The organism is Sphingomonas sp. IC-56, from assembly GCF_021043375.1.
Taxonomy (GTDB): domain Bacteria; phylum Pseudomonadota; class Alphaproteobacteria; order Sphingomonadales; family Sphingomonadaceae; genus Sphingomonas.
In genome coordinates, this window is sequence record NZ_JAJNDV010000012.1 from 1 (window position 1) to 17,553 (window position 17,553).

At 64.7% G+C, this 17,553-nt stretch carries 21 protein-coding genes; 14 read left to right on the forward strand and 7 right to left on the reverse strand.

What is annotated here, in order from left to right; translation table 11 throughout:
* Positions 1–204 precede the first annotated feature (204 nt).
* From LQ953_RS14510 to LQ953_RS14550, 9 genes are all read left to right on the forward strand, one after another.
* Positions 205–1,557, forward strand: a complete 1,353-nt coding sequence (locus tag LQ953_RS14510) for a glycoside hydrolase 5 family protein (RefSeq protein ID WP_231031671.1) — start codon at positions 205–207, stop codon at positions 1,555–1,557.
* Positions 1,558–2,101: 544 nt separating this feature from the next.
* Entirely contained in the window at positions 2,102–2,887 is a 786-nt protein-coding gene (gene cobA / locus LQ953_RS14515; protein WP_231031673.1) for a uroporphyrinogen-III C-methyltransferase, read from the forward strand.
* On the forward strand, positions 2,884–3,180 hold the full coding sequence (locus LQ953_RS14520; RefSeq protein ID WP_231031675.1) for a DUF2849 domain-containing protein: 297 nt from the start codon (positions 2,884–2,886) through the stop codon (positions 3,178–3,180). Before cobA ends, LQ953_RS14520 begins: the two co-directional genes overlap by 4 nt.
* Positions 3,180–4,814, forward strand: a complete 1,635-nt coding sequence (locus tag LQ953_RS14525) for a nitrite/sulfite reductase (protein ID WP_231031677.1) — start codon at positions 3,180–3,182, stop codon at positions 4,812–4,814. Before LQ953_RS14520 ends, LQ953_RS14525 begins: the two co-directional genes overlap by 1 nt.
* Complete coding sequence (locus LQ953_RS14530; protein ID WP_231031679.1) at positions 4,807–5,232, forward strand: DUF934 domain-containing protein; 426 nt, start codon at positions 4,807–4,809, stop codon at positions 5,230–5,232. Before LQ953_RS14525 ends, LQ953_RS14530 begins: the two co-directional genes overlap by 8 nt.
* Positions 5,225–6,001: a phosphoadenylyl-sulfate reductase gene (locus tag LQ953_RS14535; RefSeq protein WP_231031680.1), complete on the forward strand. Its 777-nt coding sequence runs from the start codon at positions 5,225–5,227 to the stop codon at positions 5,999–6,001. Before LQ953_RS14530 ends, LQ953_RS14535 begins: the two co-directional genes overlap by 8 nt.
* 42 nt (positions 6,002–6,043) lie before the next feature.
* A complete protein-coding gene (locus LQ953_RS14540; protein ID WP_231031681.1) occupies positions 6,044–7,168 on the forward strand; it encodes an 8-amino-7-oxononanoate synthase in 1,125 nt (374 codons plus the stop codon).
* Positions 7,165–7,788, forward strand: coding sequence for a dethiobiotin synthase (bioD, locus tag LQ953_RS14545; protein WP_231031683.1), 624 nt, complete (start codon positions 7,165–7,167; stop codon positions 7,786–7,788). Before LQ953_RS14540 ends, bioD begins: the two co-directional genes overlap by 4 nt.
* Entirely contained in the window at positions 7,785–9,029 is a 1,245-nt protein-coding gene (locus tag LQ953_RS14550) for an adenosylmethionine--8-amino-7-oxononanoate transaminase (RefSeq protein WP_231031685.1), read from the forward strand. Before bioD ends, LQ953_RS14550 begins: the two co-directional genes overlap by 4 nt.
* A gap of 22 nt (positions 9,030–9,051) precedes the next feature.
* On the opposite strand, the gene LQ953_RS14555 is transcribed toward LQ953_RS14550, so the two are convergent.
* A complete protein-coding gene (locus tag LQ953_RS14555) occupies positions 9,052–10,548 on the reverse strand; it encodes a replicative DNA helicase (RefSeq protein ID WP_231031687.1) in 1,497 nt (498 codons plus the stop codon).
* 80 nt (positions 10,549–10,628) lie between these two features.
* Here LQ953_RS14555 and LQ953_RS14560 point away from each other — a divergent pair, with 80 nt between their 5' ends.
* The 4 genes from LQ953_RS14560 (at position 10,629) to dcd (ending at position 12,875) form a co-directional block, all read left to right on the forward strand.
* The gene (locus LQ953_RS14560; protein WP_231031690.1) at positions 10,629–11,111 is read left to right on the forward strand and encodes a UPF0262 family protein; all 483 of its coding nucleotides are present in this window, start codon (positions 10,629–10,631) and stop codon (positions 11,109–11,111) included.
* 3 nt (positions 11,112–11,114) lie between these two features.
* Positions 11,115–11,804 carry a GH25 family lysozyme gene (locus LQ953_RS14565; RefSeq protein WP_231031692.1) on the forward strand — a complete coding sequence of 230 codons (690 nt, stop codon included), beginning with the start codon at positions 11,115–11,117 and terminating at the stop codon, positions 11,802–11,804.
* Entirely contained in the window at positions 11,801–12,241 is a 441-nt protein-coding gene (locus LQ953_RS14570; RefSeq protein WP_231031693.1) for a cytidine deaminase, read from the forward strand. The genes LQ953_RS14565 and LQ953_RS14570 overlap by 4 nt, the downstream gene beginning before the upstream one ends.
* Before the next feature lie 79 nt (positions 12,242–12,320).
* Positions 12,321–12,875 (forward strand): dCTP deaminase, encoded by a 555-nt coding sequence (dcd, locus tag LQ953_RS14575; RefSeq protein WP_231031695.1) that lies wholly within the window; start codon positions 12,321–12,323, stop codon positions 12,873–12,875.
* Between the two features lie 47 nt (positions 12,876–12,922).
* Here dcd and LQ953_RS14580 read toward each other — a convergent pair whose 3' ends face one another.
* The 5 genes from LQ953_RS14580 to LQ953_RS14600 all read right to left on the reverse strand — a co-directional run bounded on the left by LQ953_RS14580 (position 12,923) and on the right by LQ953_RS14600 (position 16,011).
* Positions 12,923–13,279, reverse strand: a complete 357-nt coding sequence (locus tag LQ953_RS14580; RefSeq protein ID WP_231031697.1) for a tetratricopeptide repeat protein — start codon at positions 13,277–13,279, stop codon at positions 12,923–12,925.
* A gap of 166 nt (positions 13,280–13,445) precedes the next feature.
* Positions 13,446–13,871 carry an ExbD/TolR family protein gene (locus LQ953_RS14585; RefSeq protein ID WP_231031699.1) on the reverse strand — a complete coding sequence of 142 codons (426 nt, stop codon included), beginning with the start codon at positions 13,869–13,871 and terminating at the stop codon, positions 13,446–13,448.
* Between the two features lie 29 nt (positions 13,872–13,900).
* Complete coding sequence (locus tag LQ953_RS14590; RefSeq protein WP_231031701.1) at positions 13,901–14,380, reverse strand: ExbD/TolR family protein; 480 nt, start codon at positions 14,378–14,380, stop codon at positions 13,901–13,903.
* 84 nt (positions 14,381–14,464) lie between these two features.
* On the reverse strand, positions 14,465–15,259 hold the full coding sequence (locus tag LQ953_RS14595) for a MotA/TolQ/ExbB proton channel family protein (protein WP_231031703.1): 795 nt from the start codon (positions 15,257–15,259) through the stop codon (positions 14,465–14,467).
* A gap of 65 nt (positions 15,260–15,324) precedes the next feature.
* Entirely contained in the window at positions 15,325–16,011 is a 687-nt protein-coding gene (locus LQ953_RS14600) for an energy transducer TonB (RefSeq protein WP_231031705.1), read from the reverse strand.
* 357 nt (positions 16,012–16,368) lie between these two features.
* On the opposite strand from LQ953_RS14600, the gene LQ953_RS14605 reads away from it, so the two are divergent.
* A complete protein-coding gene (locus LQ953_RS14605; RefSeq protein WP_231031707.1) occupies positions 16,369–17,070 on the forward strand; it encodes a hypothetical protein in 702 nt (233 codons plus the stop codon).
* 10 nt (positions 17,071–17,080) lie between these two features.
* On the opposite strand, the gene LQ953_RS14610 is transcribed toward LQ953_RS14605, so the two are convergent.
* Positions 17,081–17,452, reverse strand: coding sequence for a dihydroneopterin aldolase (locus LQ953_RS14610; RefSeq protein WP_231031708.1), 372 nt, complete (start codon positions 17,450–17,452; stop codon positions 17,081–17,083).
* Positions 17,453–17,553: the final 101 nt, after the last annotated feature.

Sequence of the window (17,553 nt, forward strand, 5' to 3'; positions counted from 1 at the left end):
CACTCTTCGACTGATCAACTCCTCCCCGGAACGGGGAGGGGGACCAGCGCAGCTGGTGGAGGGGGATCGCCACGGGCGGGCCGCCTGCGGAAAGCCCCCTCCACCCCTCGCTGGCGCGAGCGGTTCCCCTCCCCGTGCCGGGGAGGATTTACGTTTCGGAGCAACCCGCTACACCCCTCCCAAACCAAAAGAGAGGGGACCCCCATGACCACCCGCCGCGACCTACTCGGCGCCGCAGCCGCGCTCACCGGCACGCTCGCGCTTCCAAGCGCAGCCCACGCCGCCCCCGCTGGCCCTTTCGTTCGCCGCACCGGCACCCGCCTCACCCTCGACAACAAGCCCTACCGCTTCGTCGGCGCCAACATCTGGTACGGCGCGTATCTCGGCGCCAAGACCGACTATGGCAATCGCGAGCGCCTGCGCCGTGAGCTCGACAAGCTCACGTCGATCGGCGTCACCAACCTGCGCCTGCTAGCAAGCTCGGAGACATCCCCACTCAAGAACGCCGTCAGCCCCAGCTTCCGCAACAACGGCACCACCTACAATCCCGCGCTGCTCGATGGCCTGGATTTCTGCCTCGCCGAAATGGGCAAGCGCGGCATGAAGGCGGTGCTCTACTTGACCAATTTTTGGGAATGGTCGGGCGGCATGATGACGTATCTAAGCTACGTCAACGGCGGCAAATATATCGACGCAAACGACCCCGCCCACCCTTGGCCGGAATTCGCCGATGCCACGTCCGAATTCTACCGCACCCCAAAGGCCGTCGCGCTCTACCATGACTGGGTCCGCGAACTGGTCGGCCGCACCAACCGCGTCACCGGCACCGCCTATCGCGACGATCCCACCATCATGTCCTGGCAGCTCGCCAACGAGCCGCGCCCGGGCGGCGGCCCACAGGTAGCCGCGCGCAACCTGCCCTTCTTCCAGGATTGGGTGCGCGGCACCGCCCGCCTCATCAAGACGCTCGACGCCAACCACCTCGTCTCCACCGGCAGCGAGGGGCTGAAGGGCACCGTCGAGCGTGCCGACATCTACAAGACCGAGCACGGCTTCCCCGAGATCGACTACTGCACCGCGCACATCTGGCCGCTCAACTGGAGCTGGGTCGACGCGAAAAACCTGCCCGGCACCCACGAGGCCGGCCGTATTAAGGTCGCCGACTATCTGCAACAGCACGAAGCCCTCGCCCGCGATCTGAACAAGCCGCTGGTGATCGAGGAATTCGGCTATCCCCGCGACGGCGGCGGCTATGATCCCGAAAGCACCACCGCGTTCAAGGACCGCTATTACGGCCAGATCTTCGATGCGGTCCTGAACAGCGTCCGCACCGGCGGGCCCATCGCCGGCTCCAACTTCTGGGCCTGGAACGGCGAAGGCCGCGCCGTCCACGGCGACCACCGCTTCCGCACCGGCGACACCAACTGGGTCGGCGACCCGCCCCACGAACCTCAGGGCTGGTATGGCGTCTACGACCAGGACACCACCACCCACGCCCTGATCAAGGCCCACGCCCAGGCGCTGGCCACAGCCGGCGCGCCGATCGCAGCGCGCTAACCCTCCTCCGTCATCCCGGCTCAAGGCCGGGGTGACGGGAGAAGATACGCCCTGAACCACTCTAAACAGTTCCCCGGCGAAGGCCGGGGCCCAGTTGCCAAGGTGCCCGAGGCGGCGGGACAGCGATTCTTCCACCTGCTTGCAACTGGGCCCCGGCCTTCGCCGGGGAACAAGATGGTTCACGCGAAGGCGCGAAGGCGCGAAGCGAGAAAAACAAGAAGAGAGCGGTTCACGCAGAGGCGCAGAGAGTAGCCCGCGCCATGCGCCGGAAGACCATCAAACCGCACACCACGCTGAACCCTTCGGATAACTCCTGCCGCTATCGCGGCAACCAAACCCTCTGCGCCTCTGCGCGAACTCCTATCTTCTTCTAAACTCCGCGCCTCCGCGCCTCCGCGTGCAACCCAAACTTCTTCGCGAGCTTCGCGCCTTCGCGTGAACCACCCTTCTTCAAACCCGGCCCCCACGCCCGCAAAAGCTCCGCTACGCCCCCCCAAAGCATCCGTCGATTGCGACCACCCGCCCCCGGGACCATCTGCCATCCATGGCAACGCTCCTAGATCCTTCCGCACGCGGCCGCGTGATCCTAGTCGGCGCAGGCCCGGGCGACCCCGGCCTGCTTACCGTCCGCGCCGTCGAGGCACTGCGTGAGGCCGACGTCCTCGTCCATGACGGCCTGGTCGATCCGCGCGTCCTCGATCTCGCACCCCAGGCGCACCGCATCTCGGTCGCCAAGCGCCGCAGCCGCCACACACTGTCGCAGGAATCGATCAACGCCCTCATCATCGCCCATGTAAAGACCGGCGCGATCGTCGTGCGCCTCAAGGGCGGCGACCCCTTCATCTTCGGCCGCGGCGGCGAGGAAGTCGAAGCCGTGCGCGAAGCCGGCCTCCCCGTCGAAGTCATCCCCGGCGTCTCGGCAGCCCTTGGCGCCGCGGCCGAGGCGATGCTCCCGCTCACCCATCGCGACTGGTCGAGCGCGGTCAGCTTCGTCGCCGGCCAGTGCAAGGGCCTGACCGAGCAGGACTGGTCCGGGCTCGTCGGCAAGGGCCGCACGCTGGTCATCTACATGGGCGTCGCGACCGCCAACGCTATCGCCGACAAGCTGATGACCGACGGCGTCGCGCCCGACATGCCCGTCGCCGTCCTCGAACGCGCCACCCTTCAGGGCCATCGCGCGATCCGCACCTTGCTCGCCGATCTCGGCCCGATGGTCGAGCGCGAGGACGTGCAGAGCCCGGCAGTGATCGTCGTCGGCGAAGTCGTCCGCCTCGCCGATGCCGAGGACAAGCTGGCCAAATGGGCGCGCATGGCGGAGGTCGCGCAATGAAGATCCTGACCGGCAATGACCTCGTCACTGGCGACGTCACCTGGTGGACCGGCGAAGGCTGGTCCCGCCACATCGAAGACGCCAAGGATGTCGGCGATCAGGGCGACATCCTCGCCCAGGTCGAGGAAGCCGCGCGCCGCGTGAACACCCCCTACGTCATCGACGCCGACGCCACTCCCGAAGGCCCCCGCCCCGCCCACATCAAGGACCGCATCCGCGCCTTGGGGCCGACCGTGCGCCCCGACCTCACGCTTAAACCCGCCGACCCTGACGCCGGCAGCTGGGTGATCTGATGTACAAATACGACGAATACGACCACTCCATTGTCGCTGCTCGGATCGACGAGTTCCGCGACCAGGTCCGCCGCCGCCTCGAAGGCCATATGACCGAGGATCAGTTCAAGCCGCTCCGGCTGATGAACGGCCTCTATCTCCAGCTGCACGCCTATATGCTGCGCGTCGCCGTTCCCTATGGCACGATGGACAGCCGCCAGATGCGGATGCTGGCCACCATCGCCCGCAAATACGACCGCGGCTATGGCCATTTCACCACGCGCCAGAACATCCAGTTCAACTGGATCAAGCTCGCCGACACGCCCGAGATCCTGGAAGAACTCGCCACGGTCGAGATGCATGCCATCCAGACCAGCGGCAACTGCATCCGCAACATCAGCTCGGACCAGTTCGCCGGCGCCGCCGCCGACGAAATCACCGATCCGCGCCCCTGGGCCGAGTTGCTCCGCCAGTGGAGCACCTTCCACCCCGAATTCACCTACCTGCCCCGCAAGTTCAAGATCGCGGTCATCGCGAGCGACACGGACCGTGCGGCGATGCGCCTGCACGATATCGGCATTCAGATCGTGAAGAACGACGCCGGCGAGCTGGGCGGCCGCATCTATGTCGGCGGCGGCATGGGCCGCACCCCGATGATCGCCCCGCTGATCAAGGACTTCGTGCCCTTTGCGGACTTCATCAGCTATCTCGAGGCCTGCCTGCGCGTCTACAATCGCTACGGCCGCCGCGACAACATCTACAAGGCGCGGATCAAGATCCTGATCCACGAGATCGGCGCCGACAAATACCGCGATGAAGTTGAGGCCGAATTCCAGGCGGTGAAGCAACTCGGCATCGATCCGCCCCAGGCGGAGTTCGACCGCATCGCCGCGCACTTCGCGCCGCCCGCGTACGAAACCGGGCTCTCCGACGACGTCGATCGCAGCGACCGCACCTTCGCCGCCTGGGTAGATCAGAATGTTTCTGCCCATAAAACAGCGGGTTACGCCGTCGTCACCGTTTCCCTCAAGCCAACGGGCGGAATTCCCGGCGACGCCTCGGCCGACCAGATGGACACGCTTGCCGGTCTGGCAGAACGATTCAGTTTCAATGAGTTACGCGTCACGCACGCCCAGAATATCGTCCTTCCCCACGTCGCGAAGAAGGACCTTTTCCGCGTATACCAGATACTGGCCGAAGCGGGCCTGGCCGAAGCCAATCTCGACCTGATCAGCGACATCATCGCCTGCCCCGGTCTTGATTATTGCAGCCTCGCCAATGCCCGCTCGATCCCCGTCGCGCAGAAGATTGCCCAGCGTTTCGCCGACCTCGATCGCCAGCGCGAGTTGGGCGAACTGAAGCTCAAGATCAGCGGCTGCATCAACGCCTGCGGCCATCATCACGCAGGCCACATCGGCATCCTGGGCGTCGATCGTAAGGGCACCGAGAACTTCCAGCTGCTCTTCGGCGGATCGGGTGCGGAGGATGTCAGTCTGGGCAAGATCACCGGCCCCGGCTTCTCCGAAGACGGCATCGTCGACGCCATCGAAAAGGCCACCGACGTTTATTTCGCCCAACGCGATCAGGGCGAGCGCTTCGTCGATACCTATCGCCGCATCGGCATGGAGCCGTTCAAGGAGGCAATCTATGGTTGATGCAATCCGCTTCCGCGAAGACGAGGCGCATGACGAACCCGCCGTCACGCTCGACAGCTTCCTAGGTCAGTCGAACGCAACCGCCGTCCGCATCGAAGCCGGCGAGGACGCCCGCATCCTCCTGCCGCATCTCGACCGGATCGCGCTGGTGGAAGTCAGCTTCCCCAAGTTCCGCGACGGCCGCGGCTATTCCTCGGGCCGCATCCTTCGCGAAGCCGGCTATACCGGCGAGCTCCGCGCCCAGGGCGATGTGCTGGTCGACCAGATCCCGCTGATGCGCCGCTGCGGCTTCGACAGCTTCGCGCCTGAGGCACCGGTAGATGCATCGGTCCTCCAGGCCAGCCTGGAACGCTACGACCATCACTATCAGGCCGCAGCCGACCCGCACGTTCCGGTTTGGAAACGCCGCCATGGCTGAAGCTCTGCGCAAGATCGACCGCCTCGACGTGGCACCGCGCTTCACCGCGGCCGACGCGATCCGGCTCAACACCCGCTTCCATGGTGCCACGACGCACGAAGTGCTCGAGGCCGTGCTGCGCGAGCGGGTGCTCGGCAATGTGGCGCTGGTGTCGTCCTTCGGCGCCGAGTCCGCCACGCTGCTCCACCTCGTCGCCAGCGTCGACCCCAGCGTCCCCGTGCTGTTCCTCGACACCGGCCGGCACTTTCCCGAGACGCTTGCCTATCGCGACCAGCTCGCCGCGCATCTGGGGCTGACGGACTTGCGCAATCTCCAGCCGGACCCGGACGTAGTGGCCCAGCGCGACGCCAGCGAACTGCGCTGGTCGTTCGATCCCGATGGTTGCTGCGAGATCCGCAAGGTCGTGCCGCTCGCCAACGCGCTCGCCGGCTTCGATGCGACGATCACCGGCCGCAAGGCGTTTCAGGCCAACACCCGAAACGCGCTGCCGCGCTTCGAGCTCGACATCAGCGATCCGGCTGGTCGCATGAAGTTCAATCCGCTCGCGGATTGGACCAAGGACGAACTCGACGGCTATTTCGCGAAGCACAATCTTCCCCAGCACCCGCTCGTCGAACAAGGCTATCTCTCGATCGGCTGCGCGCCATGCACCAGCATCGTCAAGCCCGGCGAAGACCCCCGTGCGGGCCGTTGGCGCGGATGGGACAAGACCGAGTGCGGCATCCATACGCCGGTCACGGACAACGATCCCAACCAGCCGGTGTTCTGAGGCGCCGCTTGGCGCGCGCCAAAGATTGTGATTACGGGATGCATGTCCTTCTTCCCCGATCATGAGCGCGATCTGGCGGCGCTGAGTGCCGTAAGCAGGCGCCGGAGATTGGCGCCTCGCGCGGGGCTCGATTTCGCTTCGAACGACTATCTCGGGCTGGCCAGCGCTCCTCGCTTGAGGGCCGCAGTTCAGAACGCGCTGGCCCGCGGCGTTCCGATCGGATCAGGCGGGTCGCGCCTTCTGCGCGGCAATCACGCTGAGCACGAGGCGCTGGAAGCCGAAGCCGCCGCGTTCTTCGGCACGGAGTCTGCGCTCTTCCTGGCAAGCGGATATGCCGCCAACGCACTGCTGTTCGCGACACTTCCCCAGCGCGGCGACCTCATCGTGTATGACGAGCGGATTCACGCAAGCGCACATGAAGGCATGCGGCTCAGCCGCGCGCCGAGCCGTCCGGCCAAGCATAACGATGTCGATGCATTTGCCGACACGATCGCCGACTGGCGACGCGAAGGCGGCACTGGGAGACCCTGGATCGCAGTGGAAAGCCTATACAGCATGGACGGCGATCAGGCGCCACTAACCCAGATCGCGGACGTCGCTGACCGGACCGGCGCCATCCTGCTGATCGACGAGGCCCATGCCACCGGCGTGTTCGGCCCGCAGGGCCGTGGCGTGTCTGCCGACCTGCCCGCGCGCGACAACGTCGTCACGCTGCACACCTGCGGTAAGGCACTCGGCTGTGAGGGGGCGCTAATCGCCGGACCGGCGACGGTCACCGACTTCATCGTGAACCGTGGCCGCGCCTTCATCTTCTCCACCGCGCCATCGCCGCTGATGGCCGCCGCGGTGCGCGAAGCTCTGCGTATACTCCAAGATGAGCCGGAACGGCGCCAGCGCCTGCATACCCTGATCGCGCTGGCACATGAGCGACTGGTTCCCGCCGGGGCACTCGCCACCGGATCGCAGATCCTGCCGCTCCTGCTCGGTGATGACGCGCGCACCATGCGCGCTGCCGCGGCGCTACAGGCACAGCGGTTCGATGTCCGTGGCATCCGGCCCCCGACAGTACCCGCGGGGACGGCGCGCCTGCGCCTGTCGCTGACCCTCAACATCTCGCCCCAAGACATAGCTGCTCTGTCGGAAGCGCTCGCTGGAGGCTTTGCATGACAGACGCCATAGTCGTCACCGGAACCGATACCGGCATTGGCAAGACCGTCTTCGCAGCGGGCCTCACCGCCGCGCTGAACGGCGCCTATTGGAAGCCCGTGCAAAGCGGCTTGGATGACGATGAGGACAGCGACACGGTCGCTTGCCTTGCTCACCTGCCGCCGGATCGGATCGTGCCGCCTGCCTATCGCCTGCGCACGCCGTGCTCACCGCATCGTGCCGCCGAGATCGACCAGGTGGAAATCGATCCTGCGCGGCTTACTCCTCCCGCAACCGATCGCCCGCTGGTGATCGAAGGCGCTGGTGGTGTGCTGGTGCCCCTCACCCGTACCTTCCTCTACGCTGACCTGTTTGCGCGCTGGGCGCTGCCGACGATCCTCGTCGCCCGCACGGCGCTCGGAACGATCAACCACAGCTTGCTTTCGCTTGAGGCGCTGCGCTCGCGCGGCGTGCCCGTGCTGGGCATCGCCTTTGTTGGTGAGGCGAACGACGATACCGAAGCGACGATCTGCGCGATTGGCCGCGTGCCACGCCTTGGCCGCCTGCCGATACTGGAAGCGCTGGACGCCGAGCGCCTGGCGCAGGTATTTGCCGCGAACTTCAAGGACCTCCGCCCGTGACCTCGCCGATATGGCATCCCTTCACCCAGCACGGCCTTGGCGAGCCCATCCCGGAGATCGCGCGCGCCGAGGGAGCAACCCTGCACGCTCGTAGCGGCGAGCGTTATGTCGATGCGATTTCGTCATGGTGGGTGACCACCCATGGCCATTGCCACCCGCGCATCACGGCAGCGATACAGGCACAGGCAGGGCAACTCGACCAGATAATCTTTGCCGGCTGGACCCACGCGCCCGCCGAGGACCTCGCCCGCGGCTTGACCGACATGCTGCCCGCCTCGCTTGCCCATGTGTTCTTCTCGGACAGCGGCTCGACCAGCGTGGAAGTGGCGCTGAAGATGGCGCTCGGCTTTTGGGATAATCGCGGCACGCCACGCCACCGCATCGTGGTGATGGAGCATGGCTATCACGGCGACACGATCGGCGGCATGTCCGTGGGTGCGCGTGGTGTGTTCAACCGTCCCTATCAGCCGCTGCTCTTCGATGTCGCATCCATCCCGTTCCCTGAGCCAGGGAACGAGCAGGCGACGCTGGACGCGCTCGAAGCGGAATGCCGACAGGGCCCGGCCGCGTTCTTGGTGGAGCCGCTGATCCTGGGCGCTGGCGGCATGAAAACCTATTCCCCCGCCCTGCTGGCCGCGATGCGGGCAATCTGCGCCCACTACGGGGTGCTGTTTATTGCCGACGAAGTGATGACCGGCTGGGGCCGGACCGGCTCGCTGCTCGCCTGCGATCAGGCGGGCGTGGTTCCCGACATCCTCTGCCTGTCCAAGGGACTGACGGGCGGAGCCGTGCCGCTGGCAGTAACCCTCGCAACTGCTCCGATCTTCGAGGCCCACCTCTCGCCCGAACGAGCGCGGATGTTCTTCCATTCTTCAAGCTACACCGCGAACCCGATCGCCTGCGCGGCCGCCAACGCCAATCTGGCCATCTGGCGTGAGGAACCGGTGCTTGCACGTGTCGCTGCCCTGGGCGCGCGCCAGCAGCAGCGGCTGAACGCACTCGCGGGGCACCCCAAGGTCCGCAACGCGCGCCGACTGGGTACCATCACAGCGCTGGAGGTGGAGGATCCCAGTTCCAACTACCTCTCGGCAATGGGACCGACACTCTCCGCCCTGGCGCGGAGCCGCGGGGTGCTGCTGCGGCCACTAGGCAACACGGTCTACGTGATGCCGCCCTACTGCATCAGCGGTGCCGAGTTGGACTTAGTCTATGCAGTAATCGCCGAGTTTCTGGACCGCTGATCAGCCCCTCGCGGGAGGCGCCTCAATACTCCTCGTGCACCAGATCGCTGAACTTGGTGAACTGACGGTCGAAGCGCATGTGCACCGATCCCGTCGCGCCGTGGCGCTGCTTGGCGATGATCACCGTCGCCTTGTTGGCGACCTCCAGCTGCTTGGCCTGCCATTCTTCGTAGGCAATGCGCTCCTCGGCGGTTTCGGTGCCGTCGGGCACCTTGGTCGGCGCCTTGAAGTCGTGATAATATTCGTCGCGATACACGAACAGTACGATATCGGCGTCCTGCTCGATCGAGCCCGATTCACGAAGATCCGAGAGCTGCGGCCGCTTGTCCTCGCGGCTTTCCACCGCACGGCTGAGCTGCGACAACGCCAGCACCGGCACGTTCAGTTCCTTGGCGAGCGTCTTCAGGCCTCGGCTGATCTCGGAAATCTCCTGCACACGCCCGTCACCCGACGCTTTCGCGCTTCCGGTCAGCAGCTGAAGGTAATCGACGATGACCATTCCGATCTTGTGCTGGCGCTTCATGCGGCGTGCACGGGTCCGTAGCGCGGCAATGGTCAGGCCCGGCGTGTCGTCGATGAACAGTGGCAGCTTTTCCAGGTCCCCGGCGGCACGCGCGAACTTCTGGAACTCGGCATGGCTGATCTGGCCCGTACGCAGCTTTTCCGAGACGACTTCAGCCTGCTCGGAGAGGATGCGCATGGCGAGCTGGTCGGCCGACATTTCCAGGCTGAAGAAGGCGACGGGCGCACCGATCGACTTTTCCTCCGGGATGCCGGCTTCGATATCGTCGGCCCAGCGCTTGGCGGCGTTAAAGGCGATGTTGGTTGCGAGCGAGGTCTTACCCATGCCCGGGCGCCCGGCAAGGATCAGCAGGTCCGAGCGGTTGAAGCCGCCGGTCGAAGCATTGAGGTCGCTGAGCCCGGTGGTCACGCCCGAAATGCCGCCACCCGAGTTCATCGCCTTTTCGGCCTGGCGCACCGCCATGATCGATGCGCGGTTGAACGACTTGAGCCCAGCTTCGCTGTCGCCCTTTTCGGCGACTTCGTAGAGCTTGAGTTCGGCCTGCTCGATCTGCTTGGCAGGATTGATATCCTGGCTGGTGTCGAGCGCACCGTCCACCAGGTCACGCCCCACCGTCACCAGCGCGCGCAACATCGCCAAGTCATAGATCTGGTCGGCGAAGGAGCGCGCGCCGATCAGGCTGGCCGGATTGCCCGTCAGCTGCGCCAGGTAGGCCGGGCCGCCTAGCTCCTTCATCGCTGCGTCCGCGGCGAAGAGCGGACGCAGGGTCACGGGAGTTGCCAGCCGGTTGTCACCGACCATCGTCGAGATCGCGTCATAGATTCGGCCGTGCAGCGGCTCGAAAAAGTGCTCGGGCCGGATCTTCTGGAGCACGTCCTCGGCCACGCGATTGTCGATCATCATTGCGCCGAGCAGCGCGGCCTCCGCCTCCACATTTGCGGGGAGGCTGATGCCCTCGGGCACTTCAGGAGTCGGGAACGGAATCGGTTGAGCCATGTCGTGCCTGTCGCTCAAGCGAGCGTCTGCATCAACTGCCGCGCTTGTGGATAACGGGCATGAGCGGATAGGAGCCACTCATGGCCGAGCCCCGCATCATAGACGTGACGCTTGATGAGCGCAGCATCTTGTGGCGTTCGGATGATATCGAGCAGGAGCGGCAGGTTGCCATCACCGACCTCCTCGCCGCGAATCGCTTCGCGCCGCAGCGGCGACATGGCGATGGCTATGCGGGCCCCTACAAGCTGCACCTGAGCGTGCAGGAGAATCGCCTGGTGCTGGAAGTCCGGCGTGCCGACGATTCGCACCTGGAGACCATCGTCCTCGGGCTGGCCCGGTTCCGGCGGCCGATTCGCGATTACTTCGCAATCTGTGACAGCTACTTCCAGGCGGTCCGCGCCGCCTCTCCCCAGCATATCGAGCCTATCGACATGGCGCGGCGCGCTACGCACAACGAAGCTGCCGAGCTGCTCCAGGAAAGGCTTAAGGGAAAGATCGAAGTTGATTTCGACACCGCCCGCCGGCTTTTCACGCTTCTCTGTGTTCTCCACATCAAGGGTTGAGCGGTGCTGGTTTCCGGGTTCACGCGGCGGCTGCGAGTCGTCGCGCTGCTACTGTTCGCGTCTGCGCTGATCAGCCTGACCGCCTGGAACTTCTTTGCACGCTGGCGCCCATCGACGGCCAGCTATCCGATCCAAGGTGTGGACGTCGGCGAGGCGGACGGACCGATCGACTGGTGGGAGGCACGCAAGAGCGGAGTACAGTTCGTCTATGCGCGCGCTACCATCGGAAACCGCGGCCGCGACAGCCGATTTGCCGAGCATTGGCGCAACGCTGCGGAAGCCGGGCTCCAACGCGGCGCGCTCCATGTCTACGCGATCTGCGAGCTTGGCTCGGCGCAGGCGGGCAACTTCGTTTCGACTGTCGCACGCGGCGACGATCAGCTTTCGCCGGCGATCCTGTTCGACCTCAGCGATGACTGTCCGCTGCCCGCTCGCGAGGCGTTGCTGCCTGAGATTGCCGACTTCGTCGCGGCGGTAGAGACACATACCGGCAAGCGCGCGATCCTCGGCATCACCAAGCGGTTCGAGGGCGTATATCAACTGAGCACGCTGAGCACGGCACCGCTCTGGGCACGCGGCGCCTTTTTCGCGCCTGGATACCTAGCGCGCCCCTGGACGATGTGGCAGGCGTCACGCCTCCGCCGCGTCGAGGGTGCGGCCGGAGCGTTGAACTGGGATGTGATGGCACCATGATCGACCAAGGCGCGCAGGCGCTCGTCAAAGCGGCGCGAGGTGCAGCGAAGCACGCGCATGCTCCCTATTCGAAGTTCGCAGTGGGTGCCGCGGTGCTGCTCGACGATGGCACGGTCGTGACCGGGACCAACTTCGAGAACGCCAGCTACGGCATATCACTGTGCGCAGAGACAGTCGCACTGGGAACCGTGAACGCCCAGGGCAAACTGCGCAACGTCGTGGCCATCGCCGTGATCGGCGGGCGTATGGACCACGCCGATACCGCGCCGATCAGCCCGTGCGGGCGCTGCCGCCAGATCATCAACGAAGCCGCGCAGCTTGCCGGTCGCGACCTGCCGGTATTCTGTGCTGGCGCCGCTGGTGACGAGATTTCCGCGCACATGCTGTCGGACCTTCTTCCCCATGCCTTCGGCCCTGCCGATCTGGGGATTCGCTGAGAGCCGGCCTGCCACAGGCGATGGGCTTGCCCGATCGCCTGCTTCGGGCAAAACGAAGCGTCGCTTTCAAGGGGCCGCTATGAGCATTCTTTCCGACCGTTGGATCCGCGAGCAGGCGCTCGCAAATCGCATGATCGAGCCCTTTGTCGAGGCGCAGCGGCGCGAGGGGTGCATCAGCTATGGCCTCTCGTCCTATGGCTATGATGCGCGCGTAGCCGACGAGTTCAAGATCTTCACCAACGTGGACTCGGCAACGGTCGACCCAAAGGATTTCGCATCCAACAGCTTCGTTGATCGCAAGACCGACGTCTGCATCATCCCGCCGAACAGCTTTGCACTTGCCAGAACTGTGGAGTATTTCCGGGTGCCGCGCGACGTGCTGGTGATCTGCCTCGGCAAGTCCACCTATGCTCGCTGCGGGATCATCGTGAATGTCACGCCGCTGGAGCCGGAATGGGAGGGTCATGTGACGCTGGAATTCTCCAACACGACTCCCCTGCCCGCCAAAATTTATGCCAACGAAGGCGCCTGCCAGTTTCTCTTCCTACAGGGCAATGAGCCCTGCGAGACCAGCTATGCCGATCGCGCCGGCAAATATATGGGCCAGCGCGGCGTAACGCTCCCGCGGCTCTAGGCGCTGCGCCTGGCGCCGCGCTCAGCTGGAAGGCGTGAAGTGCAGGATCAGCGGGCGGTAAACTGAACCGGCGCGAGCCGATCGAGGCCCGTCTTGGCAATCCCGTGCGATCCCGCTGTCCGCTGCGACGCCAAATCCATCAACACCTCGTCCTTCGACAGAACCCGCGCATAAAGCGAACGCGCCGCATCCACGCGTCCGGTGCGGGCATAGACCGCGGCCAGATTGAGCAGCAGCTCGGGCCGATCTGGGTAAATCCGGAGCTCACGCATCAGGCGTGCTTCCGCTTCCCCATAAAACCCTCGGGTGATCAGCCTCGTGGCGGCGCCGTTCTCCTGCGCCTGTGCCGAAGGAAACGCCGTCGCGGCGATCAGGGGAAGCGCGGCCAGAGCAACAAAACGCATGACATCCTCCTCGACTCATGACGGCATGATTACGCGATCATGACGTTTGCATGACTCTTATGTGACATCACTGTCGCACACGGGCAAGCCGGACCCAAACAAAAAGGCGGCCCCAGAGGGACCGCCTTTCTCTCGCTCTCGAACTGCTGCGCCGAAGCGCGGCAGATCAGAAGTCGTTACGATACTGCTCGTTGCCGACAAAGCCCAGCTTCGAGACGTTCGCACGCTTGATGATCGCCAGCACCCGGTCGACCACGTCATACCGTGCAGACGGATCGGGCTGGAAGTGCAGCTCCGGCTCCGGGTCCTTCTGCAGCGACGCGTCGAGATACTGACGCAGCGTCACGTCGTCGATCTGGGCGCTGTTCCAGAACACGTTGCCGTTCGCGTCGATGTAGACCTTGTTCTTCTCTGCATCGACAACCGGGCTGTTGTTCGGGCTGTTCTGCGGCAGGTCGACCTTAACCGCGTGGGTCTGGATCGGGATCGTGATGATGAACATGATGAGGAGCACGAGCATGACGTCGATCAACGGCGTCGTGTTCATTTCCATCATCGGCTCGTCGTCTTTGCCGCCCGCGCTCATTGACATGTCAAATACTCCTCAACCGCTGCGCAGGATTACAGACGGGCATTATTGGAACCGGGCTCCGGTTCCGAGATGAACCCGACCTTCGCGAAGCCTGCCATCTGCATGGTGTAAATGGTGCCGCCGATGCAGCGGTACGGGGTGTTCACGTCGCCGCGGATATGCACTTCGGGCAGTTCCAGGCCAGCCGCGTTCGGGCCACCCTGGCGATCAATTTCCGCCTTCAGCTTGGCCACTGCCCGGTCGAGCAGTTCCTGGTGTCCAACGGGCGACATGCCCCAATAGACCTGGCACTGGCCGCCAGCGCCGGTAACCGACAGCGCCACATTCTCGGGCTTGGTCACGGTCGGCTCGAACTGCACCTTGGGCAGCTGCAAATCGACCGTCTGAATCACGACAGGGACGGCGATCAGGAAGATGATCAGGAGAACCAGCATCACGTCCACCAGGGGCGTGGTGTTGATTTCCGACATCGGGGAGTCGTCGCCGCCTTCGCCTACGCTCATCGCCATTGGGCGTTATCCTATCTTCGTATGAGCCACCGGGCGACCCGGAAGCCGGACCGCGCGGAGATAACCGCGCGGTCCCGTTTTCAATTACGCGCGGGTCTGCACGCCACCGGCCTGGCCGGCGGTCGTGGTGGTGCCCGGCGCCTTGGCGCCTGCAACCGGAGCTGCAGTGGCCTTGGTCGCGACCGGACGCACCTTGCCGTCTGAGGCGAGGTAGCCCAGCACGTCGTTCGAGAAGGAGCTGAGGTTCTCTGCGATCGCCTTGTTGCGGCGCTGCAGGAAGTTGTACGCCAGCACCGCCGGAACGGCGACGACCAGACCGAGGGCGGTCATGATCAGTGCTTCACCGACTGGGCCTGCAACGGCGTCGATCGAAGCCTGACCGGACGAACCGATCTTGATGAGTGCGCGGTAGATACCGATCACGGTACCGAACAGACCGATGAACGGAGCCGTTGCGCCGACCGTCGCGAGAAACGCGAGACCGCCACCGAGCTGCGAGTTGATGGTTGCTTCCGAACGCGCGAGCGAACCGTGCAGCCAGTCATGTGCCTCGACCGGATCAGTCAGCTGCTTGTGCTGCTCCTGAGCGGCGATGCCATCATCGACGATCTGACGATAAGCCGAGTTCTTCTCGAGCTTGGCCGCGCCTTCGCGCAGGCTGTTCGAGGTCCAGAAGCCGCTGCGCACGCGCTTGGCCTGGTTGATGATCTTCTGCTGCTCAAACAGCTTGGTGAACAAGATGTAGAGCGACACGAACAGGAACAGCACCAGGATGGCGAACACGGTCTGCGAGATCAGGCCGCCTTCCTTGAGCGCAGCCTGCAGGCCGTACGGATTTTCGCCGGCGGGTGCCGCAGCAGCGAGAATGGTGGTGAGCATCGTCGTTTCTTTCCTCTGTAGAGTTGCCGTCAACGCTGGCTGTCGCCAGCTTGGTTTCGCCTACTTTACTGTGCAATCTTCCAGGTGAAGCGCAGCGATTTGCGTCCACCGGGTACCGGATTTCCCGCGGCGTCGAGTGCGGGCGAATAACGTCCGCGCGACGTTACCAGTCGGCAGGTCGCATCATCGAGCGCCCGCGAACCCGAACCCGAGGTGACCGAGCAACCTTCGACGCGGCCCTTGGCGTTGACGTTGAAGGAGATGCCGACAGAACCTTCCTCTTCGTTGCGCAGGGCGGACGCCGGATAGTCGTCGTTCGTCACCCACTCGCCAGGGTTGCCGCGTGCAGCGGCTGCCTTGCTGATTGCGGCCGGAGCCGGAGCAGCAGGGGGAGCTGGCGGCGCGGGCGGAGCCGGCGGCGCAGGCGGCGAAATGGGCGGCGCCGGCGGTATAACCGTCGTCGTGCTCATCGGCGGAGCCGGAACCGGCACCTGCACCTGGGCCGGCGGCACCACGACCTGAGTCGGGGGCGGCGGAACCGGGGTGTCCGGCGGCGGCGGCGGCGGCGGAACTTCTTCAGGGGGAGGTGGCGGCTCTTCGACCTCGAAGGTCTTAAGCTCTTCCGCCTTCTTCTTGATGTATTGGTATGCCAGACCCGTGACGAAGGCATAACCCATGCCAGCCACGATCAACGCGACCAGAACGATCGCCACGACCCGGCTGCCACCTGTATTACGGTCAGCGTAAGCCATTCGGCAACGTCACTCCTCTTATCTGCTGCGACCCCGACGCAAGCCGGTAGACCCACGCGCAAGTCCGCCCGCCGTTCGCTGTGTTGCGCCGGTTCGGCAGAGCGCGAGTCTCTATCGTGACGCCGGGGGGTACGCAAACGCTTTGTCGGACATTTTGAACTATCCCTGGCGCGCGACGGAATTATTTCTGTATCCGACGGTGCCGATCCGGTAACGGAGCGCATGATCCGCGTTCCTGTGATAGCGTTTTGTTGCGCCGCATCATTAACCGTTCCCAGCGTGAGCCTTGGGAATCCCCTACAAAATGCCGCAAGCACTATCAGCGTCTTGCCAAGCTATAGCACCACTGCTCGTCAAGTGTTGGCGGCACCCCTGATCATCGACGCGCGCATCCGCAGCGCGGTCCGAATTAAGGGTGAAGAAGCGGTAAACGTACCGCCGGGCCGCATGCGCTTCTATGTCGAGGTGGATGTACTGGCGCTGATTCGCGGAGCCGATTCGGTGCCTTTGCGGCTCGGCTATGTCGCGGACGTAGCGCTGGACGCGCGCGGCAAGGCGCCGCGGCTGAAGAAGGATCGTGTTCTCCTGTTCGCCCGCCCTGTGGCCTCGCGACGGGATCAGGTGCAGCTTGTCGACCCCGACGGGCAGCGCTTCTGGTCCGCCGAGCTTGATGCCTTTGTGCGCGGCATCACGCGCGAAGTGCTCGCCGCCGATGCGCCGCCGGCGGTTACCGGAGTCGGCAACGCCTTTCACGTTCCAGGCTCCCTGCCGGGCGAAGGCGAGACGCAGATATTCCTGCAGACCGCGAACAATGCACCCGTTTCGCTTCAGATCCTGCGGCGCCCTGGCGAGCAGCCGCGCTGGTCGGTGTCGCTCGGCGATATCGTGGACGAATCCGGTGGCGCAGCGCGGCCCGGCACATTGCTCTGGTATCGCCTCGCATGCGGGCTTCCGCGCGACCTACCCGCCACGAGCATCGACAGCGGCGACGCGGCCAGTGCCGTAATCGCCCGCGAGGATTATCAGTTCGTTCTACAGTCGCTCGGCCCCTGCCAATAAGCGGCAGGGGTTAGCGGCGATGGCGGACCAGCGTTATCCCGATCGATTCGCCGCCCTCGGCAATTGCAAGCTTCACGATGCGGATCTCTACTCGCCGCACCCGCGCGTCCGATATGAACACGGTGTCGCAGATATGGTCGGCAACCGCTTCGATCAGCGTGAAGTGCACGTCCTTGGGCAGACTCGTCGTGGCGGCATGCTTCAGGTCGAGATAGCTCTTGGACGCACCTAGCGGCGTGTCTGGCTCGAAATGCTCCGGCAAGTCGAGGTCGGCCGTCACCGAGATGCGGAGCGGCTGCGGCAGGTGCGTCTCTTCGGAATAGACGCCGGTCAGGACTTCGACTTCCAGGTCATGCACCTGGAGTTGCAGGAGATCGGGCAAGGAGGTGCCTTTCGCGGGGAACTGGCGCGCCCCATAGCAGAAGCGGGGCGAGGGGAAAGCACGCTGCGGCATTGCAAAAGCCGCAACTGCCGGTGCCCCGA